The organism is Actinomadura madurae (genome assembly GCF_900115095.1).
Taxonomy (GTDB): domain Bacteria; phylum Actinomycetota; class Actinomycetes; order Streptosporangiales; family Streptosporangiaceae; genus Spirillospora; species Spirillospora madurae.
The window spans coordinates 64,752-82,563 of the sequence record NZ_FOVH01000024.1 but is presented as its reverse complement, the minus strand read 5'-3'; the positions used below and the strand labels follow the sequence as shown (position 1 = coordinate 82,563).

The following is a 17,812-nucleotide window of genomic DNA, read 5'->3' as shown; positions in this document are numbered from 1 at the left end:
GTCCCCGGTCTCGTAGGGTGGGGGCGTGCCACTAGCGCCGGGTACCCCCGAACTCGCCGACCTGGACCTCCTGCTCTCCGTCGAGCGCCTGGGGAGCCTCGGCCGGGCCGCCCGGGAGCACGGGATCTCGCAGCCGTCGGCGAGCGCGCGGATCAAGCTGCTGGAGCGCCGGCTCGGGCTGGAGCTGCTGGACCGGTCCCCGTCCGGGTCGCGGCTGACCGCGGCGGGCGCGGCCGTGGCGGAGTGGGCGCGCGACGTGGTGGCGCCCGCGGCCGACCTCATGGCGAACGTGGCGGCCCTGCGCGACCGGGCCAGCGGCCTGCTGCGCGTGGCGGCCAGCATGACGATCGCGGAGTACCTGATGCCGCGCTGGCTGGTCGCGCTGCGCCGCGAGCGGCCCGAGCTGACGGTCGCGCTGCGCGCGGAGAACTCGCACGACGTGGTGGAGCTGCTGGAGGCCGGGGAGGCCGACCTCGGCTTCATCGAGGATCCGGCGCCGCACGACGGCCTGACCGAGCTGGTGGTCGCCGACGACGAGCTCGCCGTGGTGACCGCGCCCGGCCATCCCTGGTCGGACGGCCGCGGCCCCCTCACCCCCGGTGAGCTGGCCGCCGGGCGCCTGGTGCTGCGCGAGCGCGGTTCCGGGACGCGGGAGACGCTGCACCGGGTGCTCGGCGAGCTGCGCGAGGGTCCGCACCTGGAGCTGTCGTCGACCACGGCCATCAAGGAGGCGGTGGTCGCGGGCGCGGGCGCCGCGGTGCTGAGCGCCCTCGCCGTGGAGCACGAGCTGCGCACCGGCCAGCTCGTCCGGGTTCCGGTGGCGGGGATCGAGCTGACCCGGCGGCTGCGGGCCGTGTGGCCCCGCCGGTCAGCGCCGGCGCCCCACGCGGAGGCGCTGCTGCGGATCGCCGTCCAGGCGGGCCGGGCCTCGGCGCACTGACCCGGCGGTCAGACGGGCGAGAGCGGCAGGGGCATCCCGGCCAGGCCGCGCCGCGGCCCCTCCAGCGGCAGGGACAGCGCGACGTCCCGGAGCGCGGCCGCCGACGCGCAGCCGGGGTGGCCCGCCATGACCGGCACGCCCGCGTCGCCCGACTCCCGCAGCCGCTCGTCGAGGGGGACGCGGCCGAGCAGCGGGACGCCGAGCGCGTCCGCGAGGGAGTCGCCGCCGCCGGATCCGAACAGCGGGGCGTGCCGCCCGCAGTCGCACGTGAAGCCGGACATGTTCTCCACCACGCCGGCGACCGCGATACCGAGGTCGGCGGCCATCCGCCCGGCGCGTTCGGCCACCTGCCGGGCGGCGGGCTGCGGCGTGGTGACCACGATGACCCGCGCGTCCGGGACGAGTTCCAGCAGGGAGAGCGAGACGTCCCCGGTGCCCGGAGGCAGGTCGACCAGCAGGACGTCCGGGTCGCCCCAGTGGACGTCGTCGAGGAACTGCTGGATCGCCTTGTGCAGCATGGGGCCGCGCCAGACGAGCGGTTCGGTGCCCTCCACGAAGAGGCCGGTCGACATGAGCCGCACGCCGTGGGCCTCGACGGGCATCATCCGGCCGCCCAGGACGACCGGCGGGCGGCGGGCGCCGAACAGCAGCGGGATCGAAGGGCCCCACACGTCCGCGTCGAGGATCCCGACCGCGGATCCCGCCGCGGCCAGCGCCACGGCGAGGTTGGCCGTCACGGTGGACTTGCCCACGCCGCCCTTGCCGCTCGCCACCGCGTAGACGGCGGGCCTCCCGCCGGACAGGGCGCCGCGGACCTTGCGCGAGTCCGCCCGGACCCGCTCTCCCAGCTCGGCCCGCTGCCGCGCGCTCATCGCCGAGAACTCCACGGCGACGTCCCGGACGCCGGGCACGGCCAGCACCGCCGCCTCCACGTCGGCGCGCAGGCGTTCGCGCAGGGGGCAGCCGGACGTCGTGAGCGCGACGCGGACGCGGACCTTGCCGCGCCGCCCCGCCTGCACGTCCGCGACCATGCCGAGATCGGTGAGGGGACGGTGCAGCTCCGGATCCTCGACCGACGCGAGCGCGGCGCGGACCGCCCGCTCCAGGTCAGACATGGAAGGCCCGCCGCTTCGGCTTGACGGGGCGCATGAGGAACTCGGGACGCCGCAGGCCGTCCGCGTTCGGTCCGGGCCGGGTCATCTCCAGCCATTCCCGGTACACGGCCCGCGACCTGCGCGTGTCGACGACCACGTCGCCGTACTCGTCGCCCGGTTCGACCGGGGCCAGCCGCACCTTCTGGTGCCAGCAGTGCATCCCGGACAGCGGATCCGGGTGCACCGCGAAGGCCAGGTTCTGGTGGACGCCGGGATCGTCCCAGTCGATCCGGGAACTGTCGGCGTCGCCGGACGCGAACGGCCGGACCCCCTTGCGGTAGCGCAGCCGCCACACCCCCTCCTCGCCGCGCTGGAGGTCCACCAGCCCGCTCACCCACCGGCTGCCGTCCTGCTCGTGCAGCCTCCAGCGGCCCATGTGGTGCGAGAGCGCGACCACGCCGGGACGGATGCCGGACGTCACCCAGACCCGGGCGACGAAGTGCCCGATCTCGGTGTGCACGCGGACGAGGTCGTCGGTGGCGAGGTCGCCGGTGACCGGGCCCGCGGCGTCCTCCGGGTTCACCCACAGCGGGTGGGTGTTACTGATCTCGTTCAGGTACTTGGCGTTGCCGGAACGGGTGTGGATGAGCGTGGGCAGCCGGAAGGTCGGCATGAGGACGAGGTCCCCGGCGTCCCGGTCGAGCCGGTTCCAGGAGACGTGCGACTCCACGTATCCCGGCGTCGCGTGCTCGGGCCAGCCGAAGTCGGCGACGGCGGTCGAGTAGATCTCCAGCTTGCGGGACGGGGTGAGCCAGCCCTGGGTGGCCGTGCCGTCCTCGTGCCGGACGCCGACCGCCCCGGCCTCGCCGATCAGCGGTGGGACCGAGTCGGGCGTGGTCGGCCGGCGCAGCACGCCCTGCTCGTCGGCCTCGGCACCGTCCAGCTCGGCGGGCGTGAGGGGCCGCTCGTCGAGCCGGTAGACGCCCGAGTCGATCTCGACCACGCCGTACTTGCGCATGTACTCCAGCGGGGTCAGCCCGGCCTCCTTCGCCTTCTCGGGCAGGCACGGGACGGAGTTCTCGAAGACGTACCGGTAGTACTCGTCGACGGTGACCTTCTCGCCGGGACGGTACGGGGACTCGAAGTACTTGCGGATCCCGAGTGCGCCGTCCGGGTCGATGCGCCAGGACAGCTCGAACCAGAACTCGTTCTCCTCCCAGACCTCGCCCGGGTTGGTGTCACGCGTGTCGGTGAAGGACTGGCCCGTCTTCTCCATGGCGACCCTGCGCACGGGCTGCCTGAAGCCCAGCCACCGTCCGGCGTGGGTCTCGTAGGAGTGGGTGTCGTGCCGCTCCGTGGAGTGCCCCATGGGCAGGACGTAGTCGGCGTACGCCGCCGTCTCCGACCAGGTCGGCGTCAGCGCCACATGGCATCCCACCCGGTCGGGATCGGTCAGGGTCTCCATCCACATGAACCCGTCCGGGTTGGTCCAGACGGGGTTGTAGACCCGGCTGAAGTAGACGGCCAGCCTCGCGCGCCCGTCCGCGAGGAAATGCGGCAGGAGAAACGACATCTCGTTGGTCGACAGCGGGTATTCGCGAGGCCAGAGCAGCTCGTTCCAGCGCTCGTGGGCGTCCGGCATGTTCGGGCCGTGCGCGACGAACTTGTTCCAGCCGTTCGGGCTGGTGCCGCCCTCGGTGCCGACGCTTCCGGTGAGCACGTTGAGGAAGAAGAGGGACCTGGCCACCTGCCATCCGCCGAGGTTGCCCGCGGCGGCGGCGCGCCAGACGTGCGCGGCCAGCCTCGTCCCGGCGCCGGCGACGATGCGCGCCAGCTCCTCGATCCGCTCCTGCGGGATGCGGGCCTCGCGGGCCGCGTACTCGAAGGTGTAGCCGGCGTAGTCGGACTCCAGGCGTTCCAGGAAGGTCTCGTAGTCGCGAGGCGCGTCCGGATGGAGCCGTTCCAGGTAGGTCTGCCAGTTGACCCACCGGCGGATGTAGCCGTCCGCGAGCTGCCGCGTCCGGATCAGGTACGAGGCCACGGCCAGCAGGATCGCCGCCTCGCTGCCCGGCCAGGGCGCCAGCCACAGGTCGGCGTGGGACGCGGTGTTGGACATCCGCGGGTCGAGGACGACGAGCTTCGCCCCGTCCTGCTTGGCCTCCATGATGCGCTGCGCGTGCGGGTTGAAGTAGTGCCCGGTCTCCAGGTGGCTCGACAGCAGAAGGATGACCTTGGCGTTGGCGTGGTCGGGCGAGGGCCGGTCGTACCCGCCCCACAGGGTGTAGCCGAACCGCGCGCCGCTGGAGCAGATGTTGGTGTGGCTGTTGTGGCCGTCCACGCCCCAGGCCTGGAGGAACCGCTCCGCGAAGCCGTCCTCTCCGGGACGTCCCACGTGGTACAGGACCTCGTCGTGGCGGTCTTCGAGGATCGCCTGCCGGATGCGCGCCGCGATGTCGTCGAGCGCCTCGTCCCAGGTCACGCGCTCCCATTTCCCGGCTCCGCGCTCACCGGCCCGGCGCAGGGGGTGCAGGATGCGCTCGGGGTCGTCCAGCTGGTTGATCGTGGCGGGGCCCTTGGCGCAGTTGCGGCCGCGGGAGCCCGGGTGCGCGGGATTGCCGGTCACCTTGGTGACGGACAGGTCCTTCTTCTCGACGTAGGCGAGGAGCCCGCAGGCCGACTCGCAGTTGAAGCAGGTGGTCGGGATGAGCATGAACTCCCGGGGCACCTTGCGCGGGTGGGCGCGGGCGTCGTTCTCGACATGGTGGTCCCACGTCTCTGGCGCCGGGTAGTTCCGCAGCCTCTCGTGGTTGCGCATCCCGGGAAGGTCGATCGTCATAGGGCACTCCTCGGACGACGGAAGAGCTAGGACAGCGGGACGTCCTGGCCGGCGCGGACGTAGACGCTCTCGTAGGCGACGAGCGCCGCCTGGACGAGCAGGCCGCCCGCGACCCCGGCGGCGGGGCCGAGGAGGGCCAGCGCGGCGCCCGCCACGACCGGCAGCACCCCGGCGAGCCAGAACGTCCTGGCGTACCGGCCGCGCACGACGAGGTGCGCGGCGAAGGCCGCCGCCCGCCCGGAGTGCCGGCCGCCGTACTCCAGCGCCAGGAACAGCAGGTGGACGGCCGCCGAGGCGACGAGTGCCCAGGTGAGGAACCGGGCGGCCTTGCCCTCCAGCCCGGCGAACGGCGCCGCGACGAGCAGCGCCCCCGAGCCGACCATTCCGGCTTGGGCGATCAGATGCCAGAACAGCACGGGCGACTGCCACAGATCGCGTCCCTCGGCCTGGCCGAACAGGAAGGCGGTGTACCCGGCCGTCAGCACGGCGATCGGTATCGCGGCCCAGCGCAGCACGGACATGTCCCCGAACAGCAGCCACAGCCCGCCGGCACCCGTGCAGGCGCACAGCACGATTCCGCCCCAGACCAGCCACGACGTCGGGTTGGGGCGCAGGAACAGGTACAGGAACCGCTCCGGACGCTTCAGGTCCCAGACGAGCAGCGCCCCGGTACTGGCCGCGCCGGCGATGGCGAGGGCGGGCGCGACGTACCGTCCCACCGGCCCGAGGTCGACACCGGCGATCAGGGCGAGCGCGGCGAGGAGCAGGGCTCCGGCCCCGGCGCCCTTCGTCCACAGGTACGTGGTGACGCGCCAGCCCCAGGGCCGGGGATGGGCGGTGTTGAGGGTGGTGCGGGGGCGGCCGGGTTCATCGGCGGGACCGGCGTCGCGCGCCGCCTCCAGGCGCTGCGCGTCCGGCCTCGCCCAGATGTAGGTGTCGTCGACGGGCGCGGCCAGGGGGTCGAGGACGGCGTGGTCGGCGCCCAGGTAGAAGACGTTGGGTCCGGTGTTCTGCTCGGGTGACCGGACGGCGGTGGGCTGGGTGCTCACCAGCCTGCTGATGCCGCTGTCCGGGTCGTCGAGGTCACCGACCCAGATCGAATGGGTCGGGCAGACCACCACGCAGGCGGGCTCCAGATCCTGGTCGACGCGGTGGGCGCAGAAATTGCATTTCGCCGCGGTGTGGGTGTCCTCGTCGATGTAGATGGCGTCGTAGGGGCAGGCCTGCATGCAGCTCTTGCAGCCGATGCAGCTGTCCCCGTCGAAGTCGACGATGCCGTCGTCGCGCTTGAACAGCGCCTTCGTCGGACATATCTTCACGCACGGCGCGTCCGTGCAGTGATTGCAGCGCATCACGCCGAACTCGCGGGTCGTCGACGGGAATTCCCCCTTCTCGACGTACTTCACCCAGGTACGGAACTGTCCCACCGGGACTTCGTGTTCCGTTTTGCAGGCGACGGTGCATGCATGACAACCGATGCATGTGCGCTGGTCGATCGCGAAGCCGTATTGCACGCCGCTTAGCCTGCACACACCGGCGCGCGGGCCGGTACCCGCCGGTTGACGATGAGCTCATAGGCGTTGCCTATGAGCGTTGACGGCCGCGCTCCCGGCTTCCTACATTGGTCAGAGGTCAAACCACCAGGGAAGGGGTGCGATGGGTCCCGGCACGGTCCGGCTCGGAACCGACCAGCTCTACGACGACCTGCGCGAGGTCTCCGCGGCGCTCTACAAGAAGGCCCTGACCGACCTCCCGCCCGACGTGCGGCACTCGGTCGACGCCGCGCACCAGCGCGAGGACGGCGGCGCCCGGCGCCGCCTGGAGGTGATGGTCAAGGCGATCGAGACCTCAGACGAGACCGGCATCATCGTCTGCCAGGACACCGGGATCTGCGTGTTCTTCGTCGAGATCGGCACCGAGGCGCCGGTCAACGGCGCCCGGATGACCGAGGCCCTGCGCCAGGGCGTCGCCCTCGCCAGCGAGCGGCACTCGCTGCGGTCGAGCATCGTGCACCCGCTCACCCGCGAGAACCGCCAGGACAACACCGGCGACGGCGTCCCCGCCGTGCACGTCGACTTCGCCGACGGCGGCGACGGCCTCGACATCCTGCTCATCCCTAAGGGGTCCGGCTCGGAGAACATGTCGTTCCTGAGCATGCTCTCCCCCGCCGACGGCCAGGCCGGCGTCAAGAAGTACATCCTCGACCGCGTCGTCGAGGCCGGCCCGCGCCCCTGCCCGCCCACGGTCGTCGGCGTCGGCCTCGGCGGCACCGCCGACCAGTGCGCCGCGCTCGCCAAGAAGGCGACCCTGCGTCCCGTCGGGCAGCCGCACCCCGAACCGGAGATCGCCGAGTTCGAGCGCCAGATGCTGGACGCCATCAACACCACCGGGATCGGGCCGCAGGGCCTGGGCGGCGCCACGACCTCCTTCGCCGTCCACGTCGAATACGCCTGGACGCACATCTCGATGAACCCCGTCGCCGTCAACATCCAGTGCTGGCGGGGCGAGCGGGCGCGTGCGCGCATCGCGGCCGGCGGGCAGGTGACCTATGGGTACTGACCGCGTGGGTACTGACCGCGTGCTCCGCCTGGACGCCCCCTTCGACGAGGCCACCGCCCGCTCGCTGCGCTGCGGCGACGAGCTCTGGATCGACGGGACGATCTGGGGCGTCCGCGACGCGTCCCTCATCCGCTTCTTCGACGAGGGCCGGCGCGTTCCGGCCGACCTCGCCGGCGCCGCCTTCCTGCACACCGCGCCGAGCGTCCGCCGGACGGACGCGGGCGGCTACGTCCCCGTCTCCGTCGGCACCACGACCTCGATGCGGATGGACCGCTTCACCCGCGGCTGCGTCGAGGACCTGGGCGTCCGCGCGATCATCGGCAAGGGCGGCCTCAGCGCCGGGTCGCTGGAGCATCTCGGCCGCCACGGCGCCGTCTACCTGTCCATCACCGGAGGCGCCGCCAGCTACGAGACCCTCCAGGTCGCCGAGATCGAGGACGTCCTCTGGGAGGACCTCATGCCCGAATGCCTCTGGAAGTTCCGCGTGACGGGGTTCGGCCCCCTCTTCGTCACCATGGACTCCCACGGCGCGTCCGAGTACGAGCGGACGTCCGAGCGGGCCCAGGCCAACATGGAGGCCGCCTACCGGAAGCTGGGCCTGTGACCGCTCCGCCCGGCCGCGGCCCGCGGGCCGGTGCCCGCCCCCGCCGGCCGTGACGCAGATCGTCGTCGGCGCGGCCGGGATCTTCCTGGCCGCGCTGCTGGGCGGCGCCACCGGCTTCGGCTTCGGCCTGGTGGCGGCGCCGTCCCTGCTGGCGGCCGGGCTGCCGCTGCGCGAGGTCGTCGCCGCCAACCTCGCGATCGCCCTGCTCACCCGGCTCGCGGCGGTCCCGCGGCTGCGCCGCCATCTGGTCCGGCCGCGCGCCGCCCGGCTGATCGGCGGCGCCGTCCCCGGCATCCTCGCCGGCCTCGCCGTCCGCGGGACGCTCGACACCGGGGTACTGAAGATCGGTGTCGGGCTGGTCGCGATCGGCGCCGCGCTGGCCATCGCGTTCCGGCCGGGCGACCGCGACGGCGCCCCCGCCGGCGCGGCGACGACCCTCGCCGCCGGGGCCGGCGGCGGGTTCCTCGGGGTGACGACGTCGCTGAACGGCGTCCCGCCCGCCCTGCTGCTGACCCGCGACCGCGTGGAGCAGATGTCGTTCGTCGCCGACCTCACCGTCTACTTCATCGTGTCGAACGCCCTCACGCTGGCGCTGCTCACCGCCACCGACCCGGACGTCCTCGCGCCGCTGGGGAGATACGTCGCGTTCTGGCTGCCCGCCGGCATCCTCGGCAACCAGCTGGGCATCCGCGCGGCCGGCCGCATCCCCTACCGGGTGTTCCGGGGGATCAGCCTCGGCGTCATCCTGACGGCCGGCTGCGCGACGATCGCCACCGCGCTGTGACCCGCCCCGGACGTTCAGTCGGCGACGGTCCGCCGCTTCTCTTCGAGGCGGGACAGGGCCGCGGTGCGCGCGGACTCCAGATGGTCGCGCATCGCCCGCGTGGCCTCCGCCTCGTCATGGGCGACGATCGCGTCGAGGATCTCGTGGTGGCAGGCGCTGGAGGCCTTGATGCGCCCCGGGAGGGACAGCGTCGTCCGCATGCTCGCGTGCATCATGTCCTGCAGCACCCCCACCGTCTTCAGCAGGAAGCGGTTGCGCGCGATCTCCACGATCTTGAGGTGGAACGCCGAGTCGAGCAGCTGGAGGGTCGCGAAGTCGGGGCTCTCCGGCGTCGCGGCCTCGTCCAGCCGGGCGAGCGCCTCGCGCAGCGCGGCCACGTCGTCGTCCGTGGCGTGGGCGGCGGCCCAGCCGACGGCCGCCACCTCCAGCACCTCGCGCATGTCGAACAGCTCCTGCAGCCCGACCTGCTCGCCGGCGATGGCGGCGCGCAGGTCCTGGGCCGCGCTCGGCGTCTCCACGAAGATCCCGCGGCCGTGCCGCACGCTGAGCTGCCCCCGTGCGGCCAGCTCGCGGACCGCCTCCCGGACCACCGGCCGGCTCACCCCGAGCAGGACGGCGAGCTCGCGCTCGGGCGGGAGGCGGTCGCCCGGCTTGAGCCGCTCGGCGACGATGAGCTCGTTGATCAGCGTCACCACGCGCTCGGGCAGGTGGCCGCTCGGTTTGACCAGGCGCCAGCCGACGTCGGGAACTCCGCTACCCACCCGGGCCCCCCTTTTTCCGCATTAACGAGACCACTTTCCGCTCGATATTACCGGCATCCGCAGATCACCCGCCCCCCCGGCGGAGCCGCCCGGTCCCGGCGGTGCGAACGCTACTCAGGTTCCTCCCTTGGTGAATTGGTTGGCGAAGAAGTAGTCCGAGCCGCTGGCGGGTATTTTCTCGATCAGGCCGATCTTCTTCATGAAGCGGGCGAAAGCCATGTAGCCCGTCGGCTTGGTCGAGTACGTGATGTCCCCGGCGGTGATCTGCTCCTTCAGCTGCGCCGCGGACACCTTCCCGCCGGACTCCGCCGAAAGGATCTCGGCGGCCTGGTCCGGGTCGTCGTTCAGCAGCTTCGCCGACGACGCCACGACGTCCTCCAGGCCCTGGACGAACTCCGGGTTGTACTTGCGGAAGTCCGACAGCACGTAGACGCCGTTGAACGTGTGCTCGCCGAACACGTCGTAGCTGCGGACGATCGCCCGCGCGCCGCCGCGCTGCTCCTGCACCTGGTACGGCGGCGAGGTGAGATGGCCGGCGAGCTGCCCGGACAAGAGGGCCTGCAGGCCGTCCGGGTGCCCCATGGAGACGATCTGGGTGTCCAGCGCGTCGGCGTCGCCGAGTTGCTTCTCGGCCGCCTTGCGCAGCACCACCGCCTGGATCGAGTCGGGGCCGGGCATGGCGATCTTCCCCTTGCCGCGCAGGTCCGCCAGCGAGCCGTGCGACTTGGACATCAGCTGCAGGTTCGCGTTGTCCAGCGCGATGACGATCTTCCAGGGCAGCCCGTTGCTGGCGCCCACGATGAACGGGCCGATGCCGCCCGAGCCGACCTGGATGTCCCGGGAGACCATGCCGTCCCGGATGGCCGACCCCGAGTTGAGCATCCGCCAGCTGATCTTCTTCTTCGGGAACCGCTTCTCCAGCAGCCGCTGCTGCTTGGCCACCAGCAGCGGCGCGTAGCCGATTCCCGGCTGGTAGGCGATGGTGATCTCGTCGGTCGGGCCGCTGGCGCCGGCCGCGCACGCGCCCGCCGAGACCGCCAGCACCCCCGCCGACAGCACCGCGAGCAGCGCGCGGCGGGTGGGCCGAGTCATGAGTTCTAGCCCCATCTGAATCCCTTCGGGTCAGGCGGTCTTGGTGCCCCACTTGACGACGGTGCGGCGCTCGATCCAGGTGAACAGCAGCTCCAGCGCGATGCCGATGAGGGCGATCGTGACCAGGCCGGCGAACACCTCGGAGGTGCGCATGAACGTCCGCGCGTCGTTGATGAAGAACCCGAGGCCGCCCTTGCCGCCGGCGACGCCGAACACCAGCTCGGCGGCGATGATCGTGCGCCAGCCGAAGGCCCAGCCGGTCTTCAGCCCGGCGATGATGTTCGGCAGCGCGGCCGGGATCAGCACGTCCTTGACGATCCGCACGCCGGACAGGCCGATGTTGCGGCCGACCGCCATGATGGTCGGGTTGACGGTGCGGAACCCGTTGCTGACGTTGATCGCGATCGGCCAGATCACCGAGTTGGCGATGACGAAGATCAGCGAGGTGCTGTTCATCCCGAACCACAGGATGGCCAGCGGCAGCACCGCGATCGACGGCAGCGGGTTGAGCATCGAGGTCAGCAGCACGAGGACGTCCTCGCCCAGCCGCGTCCAGGACGCCAGCGTCGTCAGCACGGCGGCGACCAGCATGCCGGCCGCCATGCCGCCGAGCAGGATCTCCAGGGTCGTCGCGGTGGAGCGCAGCAGGTCGCCGCCCGCGAGCCCCTCGGCCATCGTCTTCGCCACGTCCACCGGGCCCGCGACGAGCAGCTGGTTGACGCCCGAGAACGACACGTAGGCCTGCCAGGCGGCCAGAATCAGCGCCAGGATGATCAGGCGCCGGGGCGCCACGGGCAGGTCGCCCCAGGTCCTGCGGCGGGCCCGGGGACGGCCGTGCTCCACGGGGTCGGCGGCACCGACCGCCTTGGTCATGGCTTCGCTCATCGAACCGCTCTCCCTACTCGAACGCCATGTCGTCGGGCTCCTCGCCGTCCTCGGTCAGCAGCGACCGCAGCCGGCGCAGCGCGGCCACGAACTCCGGCGAGGTCGGGTCGTCGAGCCCGGAGACGTCGACCACCTCCCGGACCGTGGACGGCGGCGGGGTCAGCACCACCACCCGGTGGCCCACGAACACCGCCTCCTGGATGCTGTGCGTCACGAAGAGGATCGTGACGTCGTTGCGGGCGGCGACGTCCTTGAGCTCGCGCTGGAGCCGCGACCTGGTCTGCGCGTCCAGGGCGCCGAACGGCTCGTCCATCAGCAGCATCAGCGGCTGCAGGGCCATCGCGCGGGCGATCGCCACCCGCTGCTTCATCCCGCCCGACAGCTGGTGCGGGTAGCGGTCCGCGGCGTGGACGAGCCCCATCAGCTCCAGGTACTCGCCGGCCAGCCGCTTCGCCTCCTGCTTGCCGCGGCCGTTCACCCGCAGGGGGTAGCTCAGGTTCCCTTCGACCGTGTGCCACGGGAAGAGCTGGTCGAACTCCTGGAAGACGACCGCGCGGTCGGGCCCCGGCGCGAGGCTCGTCCGCCCGGAGATCCGCACGGTCCCGCCGGACGGCTCGATGAACCCGGCGATCGTCTTGAGCAGGGTGGACTTGCCGCACCCGGACGGCCCGAGCAGCATGATGTTCTCGCCCGGATAGATGTCGAAGCTCACGTCCTGGACCGCCGTCTGGAACCGGCCGTCCGTCTCGTAGCCGACGCGCGCGCCCTGCACCGTCAGCAACGGCTCCTTGGCGGGGCGCTCCGCCGTCGCGTCCACTTTCATTGCGATACCTCACTCCTTGGGGTGGGGGAGGAAGAGGTCATGCCTCAGCGTTCCCGGCTCGGTTTCCTATCGTTTCGGTCGGTTTATTCGGCCAGTACGGTCGCGGCTCAGCCGGCCGCGCGGAACAGGGTGACGGCCCCGATGACCAGCAGCACCAGCAGCGCGCCGCGGAGCCCGGCCAGCATCCGGCGCTGGCCCACCGGATCGGTCCAGTAGTCGCGGACGACGGCCACCGCGGCCGCGCCCACATGCGCCAGGGCCGCGACCAGCAGCAGCCCGTCCCAGATCACCCAGAGCGCCGAGCTCCAGCGCCGGGCGATGAACGACGCGTCGGTCTGCGCCACGTCGTTCACCAGATGGGTCACGGCGAAGTGCCCGAGCGCCAGCACGGCGAGCAGCACGCCGGTGCCCCGGATCATCAGGAAGCCCCGGCCGCCGATCCGGCCGCCCGCGCGGGTGCGCGTCGTCGTCGATTCCACGGTGTCCTCGCCCTCCCGCCTAGCCCGCCAGCACCGGCCACATGATCACCACGGCGCCGCCGAGCGTGATCACGGCCGTGAGACCGGCGACCGCGTCCAGCAGCCGGGCCGCCCCCACCGGCCCGACGTCCCACAGATCGATCGCCACCAGCCGCAGCCCGTTCAGCGCGTGGAAGCCCAGCGCCGCCAGCAGCCCGCACTCGAACAGCCGCATCGGCACGGTGGAGTACAGCTCGTGGACGTCGTCGTACAGCCGCGGCGACCACGCGTACGCGCTCACGTCGAGGATGTGCAGTGCCAGGAACGCGAAGACGGCGAACCCGCTGACGCGATGGGCGTAGAACGCCCACCGGTTGCCCTCGGCGCGGTCGTAGGACCGGCGCGCCAGGCGGCTTCGCAGGAAGGCGCCCACATGCGTTCCGCCGTCGGTGCGGCGCGCGCCCACGGCCACCATTCCGGTGAACGCGATGATGACGGCGGTGACGGCGGTGAACCCCGCCAGGAAGACCAGTTGCGCGATCATCGCCCGGCCTCCCGCGGACGCAGCCGGCCGTACTCCACCGGCCGGGTCGTGAGGCGCGGCCCGTCCCCGGCGGCCTGGCTCGCGACGATGTAGCGCAGCTCGCCGTCGTCCTGGCCGCCGGGGAAGTCCGAGCGGGCGTGCGCTCCCCGCGTCTCCTCCCTGGCCAGCGCGGACTCGACGATGACGCGGGCGACGGTCAGCTGGTTGACCAGGTCGAGCGACTCCTGCCAGGCGGGGTTGAACGCCGCCGGGCCGGGGACCGAGAGCCGGCCGGCGCGGTCGGCGAGCTTGGCCAGCCGCTCCCGGGCGTCCTCCAGCCGGTCCCGCCGCCGGACGACGCCGCAGTTCTCCCACATCAGGTCCTTGAGCTCGGCGGTGAGCGGGTAGGGCAGCTCGCCGTCCCCGGTGCGCAGCGGCGCGGTGGCCTTGGAGAACGACGCCCCCACCGCCTCCGGATCGGCGTGGCCGAGCGCGCGCTCGCGCGCCAGCCGGGCCGCCGTGTCACCGGCGCGCGCGCCGAACACCGTCGACTCGGCGACGCCGTTGCCGCCGAGGCGGTTCGCGCCGTGGACGCCGCCCGCGTCCTCCCCCGCGACCAGCAGGCCGGGCATCTCGGTACGGCAGTCGGTGTCGATGACCACGCCGCCCATGTGGAAGTGGGCGGTGGGCGACACCTCGACGGGCCTGCGGGCGAGGTCGCCGCCGAACAGCCGGGTGCGCTCCACCATGCCGGTGAAGGTGCGCTCGACCCATTCGGCGCCCAGGTGCGAGATGTCGATGAACACGCCGCCGGCCTCGGTGCCGCGCCCCTCGATGATCTCCGTGTAGCTCGCGCGGGCGACGACGTCGCGGGTGGAGCGCTCCATCCGCTCCGGGTCGTAGCGCTCCATGAACCGCTCGCCCCGGGCGTTGTACAGGTGCGCGCCGGCGCCGCGCAGGCCCTCCTCCAGCACGGCCCCCGTCATCCGGGAACGTCCGGTGAGCAGGCCCGTCGGGTGGAACTGGAGCATCTCCATGTCGCGGACCGGCAGCCCGGCGCGCAGGCACATCGCCACTCCGTCACCGGTCTTCTCCCGGGCCGGCGCGGCGATCCGGTACATCGTGGCGGCGCCGCCGGTCGCGACGACCACCACCCGGGCCCGGACGAGCAGGAACCGTCCGGTCTGCACCTCCAGGCAGGTCAGCCCGGCCAGCCGCCCCCCGGCGTCGAACACCAGGTCGAGCGCCCGGACGTCCTCCAGCTCGCGCGCCGCGATGCGCAGCATCTGGTCCCGCAGCCGGCTCATGATCTCGATGCCGGTGAGGTCGCCGCGGTGCACCGTCCGGTCGAACGACTGGCCGGCGAACGCCTTCTGCTTGATCCGCCCGTCCGGACGCCGGTCGAAGAAGCAGCCGACCCGGTTCTCCAGCTCGCGGATCACGTTCGGGGCGTCGTTGACCAGGGTCCAGGCGAGGTCCTGGTGGTTGAGGTACTTGCCGCCCGCGAGGGTGTCGCGGAAGTGCGCGTCCACCGAGTCCGCGGGGTCGAGGACCGCATTGAACCCGCCCTGCACCATGCGGGTGCAGCCGGAGCGGCCGACGGCGCCCTTGCTGATGACGGTGATGTCGAGCCCGGGGTCGGCCTCGTGGCAGTGCAGCGCGCACATCAGGCCCGCGCCGCCGCTGCCCACGATCGCGACGTCGGTGACGACCTCCTCGAAATTCGGAGTGTCAGCCGTCATCGCGACCGCCTCCCTTGCGGAGCCGCCGGATCGACCGGGCGGGGTCGAGTCCCTTCGGGCAGGAGCCCGTGCAGCCGTAGATGTAGTGGCACCGGTCGACGCCGTCGGCCCCGGCGACCAGCTCCCGGCGCTGCCGCGTCGCCGTGTCGCGCGAGTCCTGGATGAGGACGAGGGCGCGGTTGAGCGCGGCCGGGCCGAGGAACGTGCGGGGCCGTCCCGCGATGCCGCAACTGGAGAAGCACGCCCCGCACTGGATGCAGTCGAGCGCGGGATCGATGGCCCGCCGCTCCGGCGAGTCCGGCGGGATCACGGCCGGGTCGCCGCCGACGGCGTCCTCGTCCGGCACCACGTACGGGGTGATGCGCGCCCACTGCTCCCAGAAGGGGGTGGTGTCGGTGATGAGGTCCCGCACGACGGGGAAGCCCGCGGCGGGGTCGAGCCGGATGCGGGTGGCGTCCTCCGCCAGGACGGTCTGGCACGCCAGCGCGGAGCGCCCGTCCACCCGGAGCGTGCACGTCCCGCACATGGCGACGCGGCAGGAGAAGCGGAATCCCAGCGAGGGCTCGTGCTCCCGCTGGATGGCCAGCAGGACGTCGAGCACGGTCATCGGGTGGAACGTCTCGATCCGGAACTCGGCGGGGGCGCCTGGGTCGCTGCGGGCCACGCGGACGAGGAGGGTCATGCGGATCCTTTCTGCTCGCGGTCGTCGCCCTCCGGGACGGGCGGTCCGCCGTCGCCGCGGCTCGCGGCCCGGGCCCGCAGGTCGTCGAGGACGGCCGCGTCGACCTCGATCTCGTCGTCGTCGCCCAGCTCGTCGGGCGCGCTGCGGCCCGTGCCGGGCACCCGGCCGCCGGCGGCGGTGACCTGGTCCGCCAGGTCAGCGAGGCGGTCCCGCGCGGCGGCGCCGCCGTCCTCGGGGTCGCCGAGGGACGGGTCGAGCGCGAGGACGAGGTGGGCGATCCGCTGCGGCCTCCCCCGGTCGCCGGCGGCGAACGGGTCGGCCACGTCGCGGGACAGGTGCGGCCCGACCAGGCCGCCGGTCAGCGCCTCGACCATGAAGGCGAGGGCGTATCCCTTGGCGCCGCCGAGCGGGGCCAGCATCCCGGCCAGCGCCTCCCGGGGGTCGGTGGTCGGCCTGCCGGCCCGGTCGAGGGCCCAGCCTTCGGGCAGCGTCTCCCCCGCCTTCGCCTTGGCCCCGACCTTGCCCCGCGCGACCGTGCTGAGCGCCAGGTCGACCACCGCCGGGCGGGGCGAGAGCGGTATCCCGGCCGCGATGGGCGAGGTCGACAGCAGCGCCCGGTCGCCTCCCCACGGCGGCAGGGCCGCGGGGCCGTTGGAGAAGACGAGGCCGAGCCGTCCGGCACGGGCGATCTCCAGCGCGTACACGCCGAGGGCTCCGCAGTGGCCGCTGTCGCCGACCGCGACGGCCGCCACCCCGTACCGTCCGGACCGTTCCACCGCCGTTTCGGCGGCGGCGGCGACCTGCCAGTGCCCGAGCCCGCCGCCGCCTTCGAGGAACACCAGGGGGCCGGTGTCGGCGCGGGTCTTCAGCTCGGCGTCCGGGGGATGCCCGCCGGCCGCCATCCGGTCGAGGTAGTAGGGCAGCCGGAACAGGCCGTGGGAGCCGATGCCCCAGGCGTCCGCCAGGGTGATCGCCCGTGCGGTCGTCTCCGCCCGCTCCTCCGCGAGCCCGGCACCGGCCAGCAGGTCATGGGCGAGCCGGCGTGCCGCCCCGAGCGGGATCTTCATCGGCGACCTCCCTGGGCGGGCGTGACGGCGTGGGCGGGAACGCGGTCGTCCAGCACCGCCTCGATGTCGTCGCAGAGGATCTGCGCGATCCGGGCCTGCGACTGGACGGTGATGCCCGCGACGTGGGGCGTGAGGACGACGTTGGGCATCCGCTCCAGGGGCCCCGCCGCCGGAGGCTCGGCGGCGCGGACGTCCAGGGCGGCGCCGGCCAGGTGGCCGCTTTCCAGCGCCTCCGCCAGAGCCCGCTCGTCCACCACCTCGCCGCGTCCGACGCTGACCAGGATCGCGCCGGGCTTGCAGCGCGCGAGGAGGTCCGCGCCGACGAGGCCGGTCGTGGCCTCGGTCGCCGGGAGATGGACGCTGAGCACGTCGGACTCGGCGACGGTGCGTTCCAGGGGGAGCAGCTCGATGCCCAGCTCGCGGAGGCCGGGATGGTCGTCCGGGATGTAGGGGTCGTGGGCGACGACCCGCATGCCGAGGCCGCGGGCGAGGCGCGCGGTGGCCCGGGCCGTGGCGCCGGCGGACAGCAGGCCCCACGTCCCTCCCGCCAGCTCGCGCCCCGGGACCCGGCGCCAGGTGCCCGCCCGGACGTCCCGGTCGAGCTCCAGGACGCGGCGGGACACGGCGAGCGCCAGGCCGAGCGCGTGCTCGGCGACGCTGGCCGCGTTGGCGCCCCGTGCCGCGACCACGGTGACGCCCAGCTCGGCCGCGGCGTCCAGGTCGATGTTGTCCAGCCCGGCCCCGGCCCGCGCCACCACGCGCAGGCCGGGAGCCGAGCGGAGCAGCTCGCGCGTCACCCGGGTGCGGTTGCGCACCACGAGGGCGCCGGCCTCGCCCGCGACGGCCCGCAGCCGGTCGGGCGCGGACCAGACGCCGGGGTCGCGGAGCACGCTGCGGCGGCCGGCGAGCGCCTCGAACGGCGCGCCCCACACGTCCTCGACGACCGCGACGTCCACTCCCAT

The 17,812-nt window shown here is 73.1% G+C and carries 17 protein-coding genes; 4 read left to right on the top strand and 13 right to left on the bottom strand.

The features are described 5' to 3' along the window. The first annotated feature begins 25 nt into the window (after positions 1-25). Positions 26-940 (top strand): LysR substrate-binding domain-containing protein, encoded by a 915-nt coding sequence (locus BM339_RS42455; RefSeq protein ID WP_021591181.1) that lies wholly within the window; start codon positions 26-28, stop codon positions 938-940. Between the two features lie 8 nt (positions 941-948). Here BM339_RS42455 and BM339_RS42450 read toward each other — a convergent pair whose 3' ends face one another. From BM339_RS42450 to BM339_RS42440, 3 genes are read right to left on the bottom strand one after another with little or no spacing between them, the layout of a single operon-like run. Next, positions 949-2,055, bottom strand: coding sequence for an Mrp/NBP35 family ATP-binding protein (locus BM339_RS42450; protein WP_075024509.1), 1,107 nt, complete (start codon positions 2,053-2,055; stop codon positions 949-951). Then, complete coding sequence (locus tag BM339_RS42445; RefSeq protein WP_075024508.1) at positions 2,048-4,870, bottom strand: molybdopterin-dependent oxidoreductase; 2,823 nt, start codon at positions 4,868-4,870, stop codon at positions 2,048-2,050. Before BM339_RS42445 ends, BM339_RS42450 begins: the two co-directional genes overlap by 8 nt. A gap of 26 nt (positions 4,871-4,896) precedes the next feature. Next, positions 4,897-6,297 (bottom strand): 4Fe-4S dicluster domain-containing protein, encoded by a 1,401-nt coding sequence (locus BM339_RS42440; protein WP_218163904.1) that lies wholly within the window; start codon positions 6,295-6,297, stop codon positions 4,897-4,899. Between the two features lie 229 nt (positions 6,298-6,526). Between BM339_RS42440 and BM339_RS42435 the strand changes: the two genes are divergently transcribed. Genes BM339_RS42435 through BM339_RS42425 form a run of 3 tightly spaced genes read left to right on the top strand, consistent with a single transcriptional unit; the run spans position 6,527 to position 8,817 of the window. Beyond that, positions 6,527-7,429 carry a fumarate hydratase gene (locus tag BM339_RS42435; RefSeq protein ID WP_021591185.1) on the top strand — a complete coding sequence of 301 codons (903 nt, stop codon included), beginning with the start codon at positions 6,527-6,529 and terminating at the stop codon, positions 7,427-7,429. A gap of 4 nt (positions 7,430-7,433) precedes the next feature. Continuing rightward, a complete protein-coding gene (locus BM339_RS42430) occupies positions 7,434-8,033 on the top strand; it encodes a fumarate hydratase C-terminal domain-containing protein (RefSeq protein WP_218163903.1) in 600 nt (199 codons plus the stop codon). Between the two features lie 49 nt (positions 8,034-8,082). Next, positions 8,083-8,817 (top strand): sulfite exporter TauE/SafE family protein, encoded by a 735-nt coding sequence (locus BM339_RS42425; protein WP_024934393.1) that lies wholly within the window; start codon positions 8,083-8,085, stop codon positions 8,815-8,817. Between the two features lie 14 nt (positions 8,818-8,831). Here BM339_RS42425 and BM339_RS42420 read toward each other — a convergent pair whose 3' ends face one another. From BM339_RS42420 to BM339_RS42375, 10 genes are all read right to left on the bottom strand, one after another. Beyond that, positions 8,832-9,578 (bottom strand): FadR/GntR family transcriptional regulator, encoded by a 747-nt coding sequence (locus BM339_RS42420; protein WP_021598995.1) that lies wholly within the window; start codon positions 9,576-9,578, stop codon positions 8,832-8,834. A gap of 114 nt (positions 9,579-9,692) precedes the next feature. Beyond that, positions 9,693-10,670 carry an ABC transporter substrate-binding protein gene (locus tag BM339_RS42415; RefSeq protein WP_075024505.1) on the bottom strand — a complete coding sequence of 326 codons (978 nt, stop codon included), beginning with the start codon at positions 10,668-10,670 and terminating at the stop codon, positions 9,693-9,695. Between the two features lie 30 nt (positions 10,671-10,700). Further along, complete coding sequence (locus BM339_RS42410; RefSeq protein WP_024934394.1) at positions 10,701-11,555, bottom strand: ABC transporter permease; 855 nt, start codon at positions 11,553-11,555, stop codon at positions 10,701-10,703. A 13-nt stretch (positions 11,556-11,568) separates the two neighbouring features. Beyond that, positions 11,569-12,378 carry an ABC transporter ATP-binding protein gene (locus BM339_RS42405; protein ID WP_075024504.1) on the bottom strand — a complete coding sequence of 270 codons (810 nt, stop codon included), beginning with the start codon at positions 12,376-12,378 and terminating at the stop codon, positions 11,569-11,571. A 107-nt stretch (positions 12,379-12,485) separates the two neighbouring features. Beyond that, positions 12,486-12,857, bottom strand: a complete 372-nt coding sequence (locus tag BM339_RS42400; protein ID WP_021598991.1) for a succinate dehydrogenase/fumarate reductase transmembrane subunit — start codon at positions 12,855-12,857, stop codon at positions 12,486-12,488. Between the two features lie 19 nt (positions 12,858-12,876). Continuing rightward, complete coding sequence (gene sdhC, locus BM339_RS42395) at positions 12,877-13,380, bottom strand: succinate dehydrogenase, cytochrome b556 subunit (RefSeq protein ID WP_083598487.1); 504 nt, start codon at positions 13,378-13,380, stop codon at positions 12,877-12,879. Then, complete coding sequence (locus tag BM339_RS42390) at positions 13,377-15,101, bottom strand: FAD-dependent oxidoreductase (protein WP_075024503.1); 1,725 nt, start codon at positions 15,099-15,101, stop codon at positions 13,377-13,379. The genes sdhC and BM339_RS42390 overlap by 4 nt, the downstream gene beginning before the upstream one ends. Beyond that, positions 15,091-15,783 (bottom strand): succinate dehydrogenase/fumarate reductase iron-sulfur subunit, encoded by a 693-nt coding sequence (locus BM339_RS42385; protein ID WP_021598988.1) that lies wholly within the window; start codon positions 15,781-15,783, stop codon positions 15,091-15,093. Before BM339_RS42385 ends, BM339_RS42390 begins: the two co-directional genes overlap by 11 nt. Further along, positions 15,780-16,850, bottom strand: coding sequence for an Ldh family oxidoreductase (locus tag BM339_RS42380; RefSeq protein WP_024934396.1), 1,071 nt, complete (start codon positions 16,848-16,850; stop codon positions 15,780-15,782). Before BM339_RS42380 ends, BM339_RS42385 begins: the two co-directional genes overlap by 4 nt. Continuing rightward, positions 16,847-17,812: an NAD(P)-dependent oxidoreductase gene (locus tag BM339_RS42375; protein WP_075024502.1), complete on the bottom strand. Its 966-nt coding sequence runs from the start codon at positions 17,810-17,812 to the stop codon at positions 16,847-16,849. The genes BM339_RS42380 and BM339_RS42375 overlap by 4 nt, the downstream gene beginning before the upstream one ends.

Excerpts from the sequence above, each read along its gene's own strand:
- BM339_RS42445 (WP_075024508.1), bottom strand. The coding sequence starts at position 4,870 with ATGACGATCGACCTTCCCGGGATGCGCAACCACGAGAGGCTGCGGAAC.
- BM339_RS42435 (WP_021591185.1), top strand. The coding sequence starts at position 6,527 with ATGGGTCCCGGCACGGTCCGGCTCGGAACCGACCAGCTCTACGACGAC.
- sdhC (WP_083598487.1), bottom strand. The coding sequence starts at position 13,380 with ATGATCGCGCAACTGGTCTTCCTGGCGGGGTTCACCGCCGTCACCGCC.
- BM339_RS42390 (WP_075024503.1), bottom strand. The coding sequence starts at position 15,101 with ATGACGGCTGACACTCCGAATTTCGAGGAGGTCGTCACCGACGTCGCG.
- BM339_RS42385 (WP_021598988.1), bottom strand. The coding sequence starts at position 15,783 with ATGACCCTCCTCGTCCGCGTGGCCCGCAGCGACCCAGGCGCCCCCGCC.
- BM339_RS42405 (WP_075024504.1), bottom strand. The coding sequence starts at position 12,378 with ATGAAAGTGGACGCGACGGCGGAGCGCCCCGCCAAGGAGCCGTTGCTG.
- BM339_RS42410 (WP_024934394.1), bottom strand. The coding sequence starts at position 11,555 with ATGAGCGAAGCCATGACCAAGGCGGTCGGTGCCGCCGACCCCGTGGAG.
- BM339_RS42415 (WP_075024505.1), bottom strand. The coding sequence starts at position 10,670 with ATGACTCGGCCCACCCGCCGCGCGCTGCTCGCGGTGCTGTCGGCGGGG.
- BM339_RS42380 (WP_024934396.1), bottom strand. The coding sequence starts at position 16,850 with ATGAAGATCCCGCTCGGGGCGGCACGCCGGCTCGCCCATGACCTGCTG.
- BM339_RS42375 (WP_075024502.1), bottom strand. The coding sequence starts at position 17,812 with ATGGGAGTGGACGTCGCGGTCGTCGAGGACGTGTGGGGCGCGCCGTTC.
- BM339_RS42450 (WP_075024509.1), bottom strand. The coding sequence starts at position 2,055 with ATGTCTGACCTGGAGCGGGCGGTCCGCGCCGCGCTCGCGTCGGTCGAG.